This is a genomic window from Nocardioides sp. S5 (assembly GCF_017310035.1).
In the GTDB taxonomy this organism is placed as follows: Bacteria; Actinomycetota; Actinomycetes; order Propionibacteriales; family Nocardioidaceae; genus Nocardioides.
The window spans coordinates 3255527-3268354 of record NZ_CP022296.1 but is presented as its reverse complement, the minus strand read 5'-3'; the positions used below and the strand labels follow the sequence as shown (position 1 = coordinate 3268354).

General features: G+C 72.9%; 11 protein-coding genes and 1 riboswitch. Of the genes, 8 read left to right on the top strand and 3 right to left on the bottom strand.

Annotated features, from left to right (window positions below; translation table 11 throughout):
- The first annotated feature begins 38 nt into the window (after nucleotides 1-38).
- The 6 genes from CFI00_RS16180 to CFI00_RS16155 all read left to right on the top strand — a co-directional run bounded on the left by CFI00_RS16180 (nucleotide 39) and on the right by CFI00_RS16155 (nucleotide 8057).
- Nucleotides 39-1448, top strand: a complete 1410-nt coding sequence (locus CFI00_RS16180) for a prenyltransferase/squalene oxidase repeat-containing protein (protein ID WP_207082097.1) — start codon at nucleotides 39-41, stop codon at nucleotides 1446-1448.
- 103 nt (nucleotides 1449-1551) lie between these two features.
- Nucleotides 1552-1691: riboswitch (cobalamin riboswitch) on the top strand.
- A 75-nt stretch (nucleotides 1692-1766) separates the two neighbouring features.
- Nucleotides 1767-3491 carry a hypothetical protein gene (locus CFI00_RS16175; protein WP_207082096.1) on the top strand — a complete coding sequence of 575 codons (1725 nt, stop codon included), beginning with the start codon at nucleotides 1767-1769 and terminating at the stop codon, nucleotides 3489-3491.
- 5 nt (nucleotides 3492-3496) lie between these two features.
- Nucleotides 3497-4531: a hypothetical protein gene (locus CFI00_RS16170; protein WP_207082095.1), complete on the top strand. Its 1035-nt coding sequence runs from the start codon at nucleotides 3497-3499 to the stop codon at nucleotides 4529-4531.
- Nucleotides 4532-4537: 6 nt separating this feature from the next.
- Nucleotides 4538-5650, top strand: coding sequence for an energy-coupling factor transporter transmembrane component T (locus CFI00_RS16165; RefSeq protein WP_207082094.1), 1113 nt, complete (start codon nucleotides 4538-4540; stop codon nucleotides 5648-5650).
- Nucleotides 5647-7239 (top strand): ABC transporter ATP-binding protein, encoded by a 1593-nt coding sequence (locus tag CFI00_RS16160; RefSeq protein ID WP_207082093.1) that lies wholly within the window; start codon nucleotides 5647-5649, stop codon nucleotides 7237-7239. The genes CFI00_RS16165 and CFI00_RS16160 overlap by 4 nt, the downstream gene beginning before the upstream one ends.
- A complete protein-coding gene (locus CFI00_RS16155) occupies nucleotides 7236-8057 on the top strand; it encodes an ECF transporter S component (RefSeq protein WP_347401876.1) in 822 nt (273 codons plus the stop codon). Before CFI00_RS16160 ends, CFI00_RS16155 begins: the two co-directional genes overlap by 4 nt.
- Nucleotides 8058-8072: 15 nt before the next feature.
- On the opposite strand, the gene CFI00_RS16150 is transcribed toward CFI00_RS16155, so the two are convergent.
- The 3 genes from CFI00_RS16150 to CFI00_RS16140 are packed head-to-tail and all read right to left on the bottom strand — an operon-like array spanning nucleotide 8073 to nucleotide 10717.
- Nucleotides 8073-9218: a PQQ-dependent sugar dehydrogenase gene (locus CFI00_RS16150; RefSeq protein WP_207082092.1), complete on the bottom strand. Its 1146-nt coding sequence runs from the start codon at nucleotides 9216-9218 to the stop codon at nucleotides 8073-8075.
- Nucleotides 9215-10126, bottom strand: a complete 912-nt coding sequence (locus CFI00_RS16145) for an EamA family transporter (RefSeq protein ID WP_242532440.1) — start codon at nucleotides 10124-10126, stop codon at nucleotides 9215-9217. Before CFI00_RS16145 ends, CFI00_RS16150 begins: the two co-directional genes overlap by 4 nt.
- A gap of 9 nt (nucleotides 10127-10135) precedes the next feature.
- The gene (locus CFI00_RS16140) at nucleotides 10136-10717 is read right to left on the bottom strand and encodes a PadR family transcriptional regulator (RefSeq protein ID WP_207082091.1); all 582 of its coding nucleotides are present in this window, start codon (nucleotides 10715-10717) and stop codon (nucleotides 10136-10138) included.
- Nucleotides 10718-10791: 74 nt separating this feature from the next.
- Between CFI00_RS16140 and CFI00_RS16135 the strand changes: the two genes are divergently transcribed.
- Nucleotides 10792-11895 carry an exo-alpha-sialidase gene (locus CFI00_RS16135; RefSeq protein WP_207082090.1) on the top strand — a complete coding sequence of 368 codons (1104 nt, stop codon included), beginning with the start codon at nucleotides 10792-10794 and terminating at the stop codon, nucleotides 11893-11895.
- A 294-nt stretch (nucleotides 11896-12189) separates the two neighbouring features.
- Nucleotides 12190-12810, top strand: coding sequence for a helix-turn-helix transcriptional regulator (locus tag CFI00_RS16130; protein WP_207082089.1), 621 nt, complete (start codon nucleotides 12190-12192; stop codon nucleotides 12808-12810).
- Nucleotides 12811-12828 lie beyond the last annotated feature (18 nt).

Sequence of the window (12828 nt, the reverse complement as noted above, 5' to 3'; positions counted from 1 at the left end):
TCGACGCGCGCCTTCCCCTCGCGGGCGGGAAGGAAGTCATGCACCATCGCATTCGACCCATCCGATCGGCAGCGGTCGTCCTGTCGACCGTCGCCCTCGGGGCAGGCGTGCTCGCCGCCCCGCCGGCCTCCGCCGACCCGTCGCCCGCCCTGCGGGCGGCCAAGGCCGCGACCTCCACGGACAGCACGCCGTCCACGATCGCCGCCGAGTGGCTGGCCGGCGAGCTCACGAACGGCCTCATGGTCGGCGACGGCGGCCCCGACTTCGGTCTCACGATCGACACCGGCATGGCCCTGTCGACGGTCCGCGGCCAGGGTGACGTCAACGTGGCGATCACCACGGCCCTCGAAGCCCGCATCGGCGAGTACGTCGGCGACGGCACCAAGGAGTCCTACGCCGGGCCGCTGGCCAAGGCCGCCGCCTACGCCAAGGTGGCGAAGCAGAACCCGACGAACTACGGCGGGGTCAACCTCATCACCCGCCTCGAGGAGCGCACCGCCAACGTGCCTGCTGACCCCGCGGCAGAGCCGCAGGCCGCGGCGATCGCCGGGCGGATCTCCGACAAGTCGGAGTTCGGCAGCTACGCCAACGTCGTGGGCCAGTCCTACGCCGTGCGAGCCCTGTCGCAGGCCCGGTCCACCGAGGCGGCCGCGGCGCGTGACTTCCTGCTCAAGCAGCAGTGCGCGTCGGGCTTCTTCCGCGCGAGCTTCGAGAAGGCCGACGCGCCCAACCAGTCGTGCACCGAGGGCGCTCCGGGCAGTGAGGCCGACCCCGACGCCACTGCGCTGGCGGTGATCAACCTGGTCGAGTCGGACGACAAGACCCCCGCCGTCACGGCGGCGCTCGACAAGGCCCGCGCCTGGCTCGTCGACCGGCAGCGAGGGAGCGGGGCGTTCCGCGCCGCCGCGCCGATCAGCAAGATCAACACCAACTCGACGGCGATCGCCGGGTTCGCCCTCGGCCTGCTGAAGGAGCGCGACGCAGCCCTGAAGGCGGCGCTGTGGGTGCGCAAGAACCAGCCGGTCGACAAGTACAGGTGCCGCACCGCGCTGACCAAGGACACCGGCGCGGTGGCCTACCGCAGAGACCGGGTGAAGGCCTCCGCGACGACGGGGATCCCGACCGAGGCGCGGGACGAGTGGCGCCGCGCCACCGCCCAGGCGGTGCTGGGCCTGCAGTTCGCGCCGGCCAGCAAGGACAAGCTCGAGGTCGTCTCGGTGCGCAAGAGCGCCCGTGCCGGTGAGCGTGTCCAGTTCCGTGTCTTCGGCCTCGCTCCCAGCGAGAGCGCCTGCCTGCAGGTGAAGGGCGACTTCGTCCGGGTGAAGGGCAAGAGGTCCGGCGACAAGATCGTGCGCAAGCTGCAGCTGCCCGCGGGCAACCAGCGACGCGTCGGCCTGGTCAAGACCTCCGACGACGAGGCGCGTACGTCCCTCCGGGTCCGCAACTGACCCACCAGCTCCACCTGACACACCACCGCGGCCCGGCGTCCACTGGTTTCATCTCGTGGCGCCGGGCCGAGGTGCGCCCGGGGCACGACGAGGGTTACGCTGCGACCGCCGCACCCGTCCGGGTCGGCACCACACACGCCCGAGGTGGGGAAAGCCGGTCCGAATCCGGCGCTGACCCGCAACCGTAGGCACGGGAGAGATCCCGTGCGAGCCGGAACACCCGCCCCGACGCGTCATGACCACCATCGCTGTCGAGGAATGCAGCGGGGCAGACCGGCGCACGCCGTCCTCCCTCGCTGTCGCAGCGAGGAAGGAACAATGAAGCTCATCTCAGGGCTTGCGGCCGTCACGCTCGCCGCAGCCACTCTCACAGCCGGCACCCTCGTCGCTGCCGCTCCCTCCACCGCGGCTGCCGGCCAGTCGGCCGGCGATCGCGCCGTGTCCGCGGGCGCGACCTGGCTGCGGTCACAGATCACCAACGGGATCGTCGTCGGCGAGTTCGACGGCTACGTCTACGACGACTTCGGCCTCTCCGCAGACGTCGCCTTCGCCCTCGACGCCGTCGGCGGCCAGGACGCCACCGTTGTCGCAATCGCCGACGCCGTGGCGCCGAAGGTCACCCAGTGGTACGACTTTGCGCCCACCGTCTACACCGGGTCCGCAGCGAAAGCGATCGCGCTCGCGCAGGTCGCGGGCAGCGACGCCACCAACTTCGGTGGCACAGACCTCCAGTCGGTGGTCGAGGGGAACGTCGCCACGACCCCTCCGATCGAGGGCCGCGTCCAGAACGTCGGCGAGACCGACTACACGACCGGTGACCCGACCGACTCGCTCAACGTCATCAGCCAGTCCTGGGCCGCCCGCGCGCTGGGCGGACAGGGCTCCGACCTCGCGGACGAGGTCATGGCCTTCCTCCTCGAGCAGCAGTGCGACGACGGCTCGTTCCGGGCGGATCTCACCAAGGACAAGGCGGCGCCCGAACAGGGCTGCGCCGCCGACAAGGTCGGTGAGGTCGACACCACGGCGCTCGCGGTGCTCAACATCCTTGAAACCCCGGACGCATCCCTCGCCGCCAAGGGCGCCGCCTTCTTCGCCGCCAGCTGGCTAAGGAAGCAGCAGGCCTCGGACGGCTCGTTCAGCGCCGGTGCGCTCGGGACCAACGCGAACACCACCGGCCTCGCCGGCTGGGCCCTCGCCGAGGCGGGCCATGACGGCGCCGCCACCAAGGCTGCAGGCTGGCTACGCGGGCTCCAGGTCGCCGACCTCGCGCCGTGCGCGACCACGCTGTCGGCCCACAACGGTGCGATCGCCTACAAGGCCGCCGACATCGCCGCCGCGAGGGCCGCGGGGACGATCCCGGTCGCCCTGCAGGACGGGTTCAGGCGCGCCAGCGCCCAGGCGCTCCCCGCCATGGCCCACGTCCCCGCCGGGACCGACGTAGTCGTCTCAGCGCCTGCGATCGCGGTCGAGAAGAGCGCCGTCACGGTCGACGTGTCTGGCCTTGGCGCCGGCGAGCCCGCCTGCGTCAGCCTCGGCGGGCGGGCCACGGCCGTCACCGGCACCGGCACCGGCTCGACCGTCCCCGTCGCATTCACGCTTCCCGCCGGTGCCCTCGCGCACACGTTCAGGGTCACGACGCTCAACGGGTCCGCCACCGCCAGCACTACCGCGACCGCCGCCGCAGCTTCCACCCCGTTCCCGGCCACACCGGTCGTCGGTGACCTGGCAGTGGCGAAGGTCGAGAAGGTGGGCCGGAACAATCGCTTCAAGGTCTCCGTCACGTGCGACGCAGCCCAGGCCTGCACCGGCAAGATCAAGGTCCGTACGGCCGCGAAGGTCGAGCGCGCCAACGGCAAGAGGTCCCGGCTGGTCGTGGCGAAGTCGGCGTACGAGGTCGAGCCCGGCCGGACCTCCCGGGTCACGCTCAAGCTCACCAAGCCGGCGCGTGCCGTCCTCGGCGCGAAGCGGATGCGCGTCGTGGCCACCCAGACCGCCCGTGGTGCCGAGCCCGTCGCCACCAAGTTCTGGTTGCGTCGGAAGTGACCTCGATGGGAACCCGTGCCCGGCGGGTCGCCGCCGCGCTCGCCGTCCTGGCCGCGAGCGTGGTCGGAGGCGGCGTGGTGCTCGGCCTCGGGCCGACGGCCGTCCTGCCCGCGGCCGGAGCGGCCACCTGCACCTCCGGCGGGGGCGTCAGCGTCGTCGTCGACTACCGCGAGCTCGGCGGGGGAGTCACGACGGCCTGCGCGGCGGACGGCGGTGGCAAGAGCGCCACGGCGATCGTCGCGTCCGTCGGGGTGAGCCTCACGTACGCCCAGCGCCAGCCCGGGTTCGTGTGTCGCGTCAACGGCGTCCCGACCAGCGACCCCTGCCAGAACACCTCGCCGGTCGACGCGTACTGGGGGCTGTGGTGGTCCGACGGGAAGTCCGGCTCGTGGGCCTACTCGTCCTACAGCTCGGGCTCCCTGACCGTCCCGGCCGGAGGCTCGGTCGGCTGGGCGTGGAAGCAGGGCAGCGGAAACGCCACACCTCCCGCCGTCGCCCCGCCGGTGCTCGCGGCCTCTCCGTCGCCGACACCATCGCCGTCCTCCACGCCGACCAGCACACCGTCCTCCTCACCCACGTCCTCGCCGTCATCGAGCCCGTCGGGCGACGGTGGCTCGAACAGCGGGCCGGGGAGCGGGTCGCAGTCCAGCAGTCCCACGCCCAGCGCGTCGCCGACCTCGCCCAACTCCCCGACCTCGTCGCCCGGGAGCACGCCGTCGGAGTCCGCGGCATCCGACCCGTCCGAGTCGCCCCTGGCCCCTGAGTCTCCCAGCGACTCACGCACGAAGAAGGGCGTCGGGGACCCGTCGGAGAAGGACGAGCGCGAGGGTGGCGCGAGCGCGGGCGCCGACCCGGAGGACCCCGCCCTGGCGGCTGAGTCTCCTGGAGACTCAACCCCGAGCGAGCCCGCCGACGCGACCGCGCCCACCGCGGACCAGCCGGCCCGCGTGCCCGCGGTCGTCACCTGGGGAGTCGTCGCCCTGATCGCTGTCGCGATCGCGGTCAGTGGCGTCGTGGCGCGTCGCAGACGGGGGGTCTGACGCGTCGTGACCGGACCGGCTGCGCCGTTGTCGGGGCTGCCACGTGACCTGCACCCGATCGCCTGGTGGACCTGGGCGATCGGGCTGGCCACGGCAGCGTCCCTGACGACCAACCCGCTGTTGCTGCTCCTCGTCATGGGGTCGGCGACGGTCGTGGTGATGGCGCGCCGGTCCGGTCATCCGTTCGGCCGCTCGTTCCGCCTCTACGTCTGGCTGGCGGTGCTGACCGTCGTGCTCCGCGTGGTCTTCCGCATCGTCTTCGGCGGCCAGGAGATCGGCCACGTGCTCCTCGACCTCCCGGAGATCCCGCTGCCGGACTGGGCGGCAGGGGTCCGTCTGCTCGGGCCGGTGACGCGCGAGGCGCTGCTCGCCGGACTCTACGACGGGCTCCGGCTCGCCGCCGTCCTCCTGTGCGTCGGGGCCGCCAACTCGCTCGCCAACCCCAAGCGCCTGCTCGCCTCCGTGCCGCCGGCACTCTACGAGATCGGCACCGCCCTCGTGGTCGCCGTGACGATCTTCCCCCAGCTGGCTGACAGCGCCCGACGCGTCCGGGCGGCTCAGGCACTGCGCGGCGGCGCGACCTCCGGCGTCGGTCGGCTGCGCCGCTTCCTCGTCCCGGTCCTCGAGGACGCGCTCGAGCGCTCCCTCTCCCTGGCCGCAGGCATGGACACCCGCGGCTACGGACGCTCCGGCGGGGCGACCCGAGGGGAGCGCCGATTGACCGGCTCGCTGCTCCTGCTCGCGCTGATCGGCATCTGCGTGGGGACGTACGCCTGGCTGGACCCGACCGCGCCGCAGGTGCTGGCGCTGCCGATGCTCGGAGGCGGGGTGGTCGTCGCAGCCCTCGGCCTGGTGAGCGCCGGCCGCCGTGTGCACCGCACCCGCTACCGCCCCGACCCGTGGCGTACGCCCGAGCTGGTCACCGTGGGCACCGGCCTGGTGGTCGCGGTCCTCGGCTGGTGGATCGGGCACGCCCAGGTGGTGGTGGCCTATCCCGGCGTGGACGTCGCGCCCTACCTGTCGCCGGCCGCGCTGCTCGTCGGCGTCCTCGGCATGGTCCCGGCCGTCGCGACCCCGGTCCCGGCCAGCGCCCCGGTCCGTCGGGAGGTGCTCGCATGATCGAGCTGCGCGGCATCGGCTTCCGCTACGACGAGCACGAGGTGCTCCGCGACGTCGACCTCACCCTCGAGGAGGGCGAGCTCGTCCTCGTCTCGGGTCGCACCGGCGTCGGCAAGTCCACGCTGCTCGGGGTCGTGACCGGCCTCGTGCCGCGCTTCACCGGCGGCGTGCTGACCGGTGACGTGCTCCTCGACGGCACCAGCATCGTCGAGCAGCCGCCGCGCGAACGCGCGCACCTCGTGGGCTACGTCGGGCAGGACCCCCTCGCCGGGTTCGTGGCGGACACCGTCGAGGAGGAGCTCGCCTACGTGATGGAGCAGCTGGCGATCGCGCCGGAGACGATGCGCCGCCGCGTCGAGGAGACGCTCGACCTGCTCGGCATCGCCGACCTGCGCTCACGTGACCTCCGCACGCTGTCCGGAGGGCAGCAGCAGCGGGTCGCGATCGGTTCCGTGCTGACCACCCACCCGCGGGTGCTCGTGCTCGACGAGCCGACCTCCGCCCTCGATCCCACCGCGGCCGAGGACGTGCTCGCCACCCTCACCCGCCTCGTCCACGACCTCGGCCTGACCGTCCTGCTGGCCGAGCACCGCCTCGAACGGGTCGTGCCCTTCGCTGACCGGATCGCCCTGGTCACCGGTGACGGCGGCATCCGCACCGGTGCCCCCGAGGTGGTGCTGGCGGACTCGCCCGTCGTGCCGCCGCTCGTCGAGCTCGGTCGGCTCGCCCGGTGGGAGCCGCTCCCGCTCACCGTGCGCGACGCCCGGCGGCGCGCACGCGAGCTCCCACCGATGGTCGCTCCCGCACCCGTCGCCGCACGCGAGTCCGCGCCGCTGCTGACCGCGCGTGGCGTGACGGTCCTCCACGGTAGCCACGTCGCGGTCCGCGAGGTCGACCTGACGCTGTCGGTCGGCCGGGTCACCGTGCTGATGGGTCGCAACGGATCGGGCAAGTCCAGCCTCATCTGGGCGCTGCAGGGGACCGGCACGCGTGCCTCCGGCAGCGTCGACGTCGACGGCGAGGACCCCGCCGCGCTGGCGCCCACGCAGCGGCGTACGCATGTCGGGCTGGTCCCGCAGACCGCCGCCGACCTGCTCTACCTCGAGACCGTCGCCGACGAGTGCGCGGCCGCCGACTCCGGTGCCGAGGCCGAGCCGGGCACCTGCCGGGGGCTCCTCGACCGCCTCGCGCCGGGGATCGACGACGCGATCCACCCGCGCGACCTCTCCGAGGGCCAGCGCCTGGCGCTCGCGCTGTCGATCGTGCTCACCGCCCGGCCCCCGGTCGTGCTGCTCGACGAGCCCACCCGCGGGCTGGACTACGCCGGCAAGGCCGAGCTCGCGCGGATCGTCGCCGACCTCGCCACACACGGCCGCGCGGTCCTGCTCGCCACGCACGACGTCGAGTTCGCCGCCCACGTGGCGGACGAGGTCGTGGTGCTGGCCGACGGCGAGATCGTCTCCAGCGGTCCGCCGCGCCGGGTGCTCGCCGAGTCGCCGTCGTTCGCCCCGCAGGTCACCAAGGTGCTCGGTGCCCCGTGGCTGGTCGTCGAGGAAGTGGCCGCCGCCCTCGCAGGAGGTGCCCGGTGAGCGCGCTCCAGGACCGGCCCCGGACCCGCACCGACGTCGCGGTGCCGATCGGACCGCGTACGGCGGCCGTGCTCGTCCTCGCGTCCCTCGCCGGCCTGATGATGCTCTGCTGGCCGCTGCTGCTGGTCGCGCAGCCGGGTGAGCGGGTCGAGCCGCCCTTCCTCTTCCTCGTCCTGCTCCCGCTGGTCGTCGTGGTGGTCCTCGCGGAGATGGGCGAGGGCGGGATGGACTCCCGGGTCCTGGCGGTCCTGGGCGTGCTGTCGGCGATCAACGCGGTCATGCGCGGGCTGGGGGCGGGGACGGCCGGCATCGAGCTGGTCTTCTTCCTGCTGGTGCTCGGCGGCCGGGTCTTCGGACCGGGCTTCGGCTTCGTGCTCGGATGCACGTCGCTGTTCGCGTCGGCGCTGCTGACCGCCGGCGTGGGCCCGTGGCTGCCGTTCCAGATGATCTGCGCCGCGTGGGTCGGGATGGGCGCGGGACTGCTGCCGCGGCGCGTCGGCGGACGTGCGGAGATCGCGATGCTGGTCGCCTACGCGGTCGTGGCCTCCTACCTCTACGGCTTGCTGATGAACCTCAGCTCGTGGCCGTTCACGCTGGGCATCGTGGTGCCCGGCCACGAGGGCTCGCTCGCCTACGTCGCGGGTGCTCCTGTGCTCGAGAACGCCCACCGGTTCCTCGTCTACACGCTGCTGACCTCGACCGGTGGCTGGGACACCGGCCGGGCGATCACGACCGGGGTCGCGATCGTCGTGCTCGGGCCGGCGATCCTGACCACGCTGCGCCGAGCAGCGCGTCGCGCGGTCGTACGCCCCGGCTGAGCCCGCTCTCCCGGTTCAGGGTCGGACGAGGATGATCCGGTCGTCCGCGGGCGTCGGCTCGCCGCGTCCGTCCTGGTTGGACGTGGTGAGCCAGAGGAGGCCGTCGGGTGCGGTGACGACGGTGCGCAGGCGGCCGTAGTCCTCGGTGAAGAAGGCGGTCGGGTCCGACGCCCGGCCACGGCCTGAGACGTCGATGCGCCACAGACGCTGCCCGCGCAGGCCGGCCATCCACAGGTGACCGTCGGCGTACGCCAACCCGCTGGGGGAGGCGTCCTCGACGGGCCAGACGACCTGCGGGTCGACGAAGCGGTCGTCCTCGCCCTTGCCCTCGACCTCGGGCCAGCCGTAGTTGCCGCCCTTCTCGACGAGGTTGAGCTCGTCCCAGGTCGAGTCGCCGAACTCCGAGGCCCACAGCCGGCCCTCGTCGTCCCACGCCAGGCCCTGCACGTTGCGGTGGCCGAGGGAGTACACGGGGGAGTCGGGGTCGGGGTTGCCCGGAGCGGGCTCGCCGTCGGCGGTGATGCGGAGGATCTTGCCGGCCAGGCTGTCGGGGTCCTGGGCCAACGCCGGGTCGCCCGTCTCGCCCGTGGTGACGTAGAGGTGGCCGTCGGGGCCGAAGGCGATGCGGCCACCGTCGTGGATGAAGCCGGCCGGGATGCCGTCGAGGACGACCGTCGGCGTCCCGAGTGACGCCCCGTCGAGCTCGGCGCGCACGACCCGGTTGTCGGTGCCGGTGGTGAGGTAGAAGAAGAGCGAGCGGTCCTGCTCGAAGTCCGGGGAGACCGCCACGCCGAGGAGCCCGGCCTCGCCCTGTGGGACGACGGCGCCGATCGCCCCCAGCCGGGCCAGGTCGCCGTCGGCCGTGACGCGCAGGACCCGACCGGTCATCCGCTCGGTCACGACTGCCGCGCCGTCGGGGAAAAAGTCGACGCCCCACGGCACCTCGAGCAGGTCCACGAGCGTGCCCTCGGCGCGGGGCGGGCCGGCCCCCTCGCCGTCGCTCCCGGTCTGTTCCGGTTGCTCGGTGGGGGTCGGGGTCGGCTGGCTGGGTAGGTCCGTGGGCTGGGTGACGCGCGGGATCGGCTCCTGCGTGGTGTCGGAGCAGCCGGTCGCGACGAGGGCGACCAGCGTCAGCGAGCACAGGGCCAGACGCGATCTCATGTGGCGATTGTGCCGTGCGCCGCCGAACGGTCCTCGTCCGTCGCCCCCGGCGGCTCGCCCGGCGAGGCACCCGAGCGGGTCGCCCCGATCGAGGCGGCCACCACGCAGGCGATGGCCAGCCACTGGACCGTGGAGAGGTGCTCCTCGAGCACGACGATCGCTGCCAGCGCGGCGGCGGCGGGCTCGAGGCTCATCAGGATCCCGAACACGGCGGGCCGTAGGCTGCGCAGCGCGACGAGCTCGCAGCTGTAGGGGATCACCGAGCTCAGCAGGCCCACGAGCGCGCCGATCAGCAGCACGCGGGCGTCCCAGAGACCAGTACCCGCGCTGAGCAGTGCCGGGAGCGTCATCGCCGTCGCCCCGACGATGCTCGCGACCGCCAGCCCGTCGAACCCGGCCCACCGCCGGCCGGTGCTGGCGCTGAGCAGGATGTACGCCGCCCACGCGACGCCGGCGAGCAGGGCGTACGCCACGCCGACGAGGTCGAGGTCGCTGCGCTGGAAGCCGAGCAGCGCGACGCCCAGGCCTGCGAGCCCCACCCAGATCACGTCGCGGGCGCGTCGCGAGCCGAGGACCGCCAGCGTCAGGGGGCCGATGAACTCGATGGTGACCGCGATGCCGAGCGGGATCCGCGCGAAGGACTGGTAGATCGCCCAGTTCATCGTCGCCAGGCTGGCGCCGAAGCCGAGCACGACGATCCAGTCCTGTCGGCTGCGACCGGACAGCCGCGGCCGGGCGACGGCAGCGAGGACCAGTGCGCTGGTGGCCAGGCGCAGCCACACCATCGCGGTCGGGGAGATCTCCCCGAACAGATCCTTGGCGATGGCGGCGCCGAGCTGGACCGAGAGGATCCCGACCAGCACCAGGCCCACCGGGCCGAGCAGGGCGGAGCTCGGTCGAGTCGTCACGGCGCCAGCCTAGGCAGTCGCGTCGGTGTCCCCGGGGTCGGTCTCATCGAGGCTCGCCAGGGCTCGGTGCGTGTGCCGGCGCTCGGCGTCGAAGTAGTCGAGTCCCCACTCGGCGACCAGCGACGGGAACCTGAACGGCTGGCCCGGTCGGTCGGCCCCGCGCAGGCTCTCGCGCACCTGACCGAGGTCGGCGAGCGCCTGGTCGAGCTCGGCGACGTACTCGTGCAGCATCTGTCGGGTCTGGTGGGGCTCGGTCACGTGGCCGACGAGCAGTCGGAGCAGCACCGGGTGCTTGAGCACCGGGAAGCCTGCCGGGGTGGTGTCCATCCACTCACGCAGCTCCGCCTGCCCCGCAGCGGTGATCGCGTACGTCGTCACGTCCCGCCCGCCGTCGGTGCGTACGTCGGCCGCGACGAGGCCGTGGTCGCTGAGCCGCCGCAGCTCGGTGTAGATCTGGCTCATCGCGGGGGAGACCCAGTAGAAGCGGAGCGTGACGTCGGCGCGCTGCTTGATCTCGTACCCCGTCAGCTCGTCGCCGAAGGTGAGGAGGCCGAGGATCGCGTATCCGGTGACCGGGATGTCTTGACTCATCTCCGGCCAAGAGTAGTGTTCCTAATCGGAATAGTCATAGCGACTCCCCGCTCACACCCGGTCCTGGAGGTCCGATGTCGCGCACGCTGCTCATGGTCGGGACCCGCAAGGGCATGTGGCTCGGCACCTCCGACGAGGCGCGTACGTCGTGGGAGTGGAGCGGCCCGCACTTCCCGATGGAGGAGGTCTACTCCGTCATGGTCGACACCCGCGGGCCGACCCCGCGGCTGCTGGCGGGAGCCTCGTCGAGCTGGCTCGGGCCGCAGGTGTGGCGCTCCGACGACCTGGGCGCGACCTGGGAGGAGACGCCCAACGGCGCGGCTCGCTTTCCGGAGGACACCGGCGCGACGCTCGCGCGGGTCTGGCAGCTCCAGCCCGGCCGGTCCGCCGACGGCGGTGACCAGGTGGTGTGGGCCGGCACCGAGCCCGGGGCGGTGTTCCGGTCCGAGGACCGGGGTGAGACCTTCTCGCTCGTGCGCGGGCTGTGGGACCACCCGCACCGCGAGGAGTGGAACGAGGGCTTCGGCAAGCAGGCCTTCCACACGATCCTGCCGCACCCCGACGACCCCGATCGCGTCCTCGCGGCGCTCTCCACCGGCGGCGTCTACGTGACCTCCGACGGCGGGGAGAGCTGGACCGCGTCCAACAGCGGGGTGAAGGCGGAGTTCTTCCCCGGGGAGCGCAACTACCCGGAGTTCGGCCAGTGCGTCCACAAGGTCGCCCGCGACGCCGTGGACCCCGAACGGCTCTACCTGCAGAACCACGGCGGCGTCTACCGCTCCGACGACGGCGGCGCCAGCTGGCAGGACATCGCTCCGGGGCTGCCCACCGAGTTCGGCTTCGCGATCATGGCCCACCCCCACCGCGCCGACACGGCGTACAACTTCCCGATCACCGGCGCCGAGGCCCGCTGGCCGGTGGACGGCAAGGCGCGCGTCTACCGCACCACCGACGCGGGCGCGTCGTGGGAGCCGCTCGGGGAGGGCGACCTGCCGGACGGCTACTACGCCGCTGTCATGCGCGACGCGATGTGTGCCGACGACCACGAGCAGGCCGGCCTCTACTTCGGTGGGCGCAACGGCGGCGTGTGGGCCTCCCCGGACGAGGGCGACTCGTGGCGTGAGATCCACAAGGACCTGCCGGACGTGATGGTGGTGCGCGCCGCCCGGATCGACTGAGCCCACCCCGTCCGAACTGCTTCCTCCCTCGCAGCGCCCGCACCCACGCCGGCACGGCGGATGGTCCACGCGCTCGGCGGGCCCTCCCGTCGGACACTCCGGGTTGAGTCGCTCAGAGACTCAACCGCCAGTGGTGAGAGCCCGCGCGGGAGGCCCGGCTGTGTGACCACGAATCGTCCACAGGGCGGCCGTTCCACGCGAGGGTGGTGCTGCCTGTGGATGACGGGTGCGCCGTTGTCACCAGTCCTGGCTGGGATGGAGGGAACGACACATGCGACCAGTCAGGGGGCAGCGATGGGCACGACGGGGACGGTCACGCAGTTCGCGACGAAGGAGGAGCTCGAGTGGCTCGAGATGGGGCCGTTCGACGGGGGCATCCCTGGTCTCGTACGCCGGATCAGACGGATCCTCGACGTGTCCCAGCGGGGGCTGGCTGCGCGGATCGACGTGTCCCAGTCGGTCGTGGCGCGGTGGGAGACCGGGCGCACCAGCCCGAGGGCGAGCGTGCTGCAGGCGCTCTTGAGGCTTGCCGGTCTGGTGCCGAGGGTCCACAGCGCCGAGACCGGCGAGGAGGTCGGACCGATGCGCGACGACGGCGCCCGGCAGCACGGCGGCAACCGGTTCCCCGCCCACACCGACCTGCGGGTGACCGGGTGGTGGGTGCCGTCCGGGGTGCCGTCGACCTCGAGCGGCTACTACGACTGGATCGACCGGTCGCGTGCGGCGAAGGACCCGATGATCAGGTTCCGCACCTGCGCGCACGACCGTCGGCTCGAGCGCATGGTCCGGGGTACGCCGGTCGACCACCCGTCGCTGCGACAGCTGGCGGCCGAGGCGGAGCACCTCGACGAGCACCTCGACGAGCAGCGGGAGACGAGGCGTGTGGTGTGGGGCCGCAGGGTGCCCGCGGCGTGAGCGCACGTTGAGACGCTG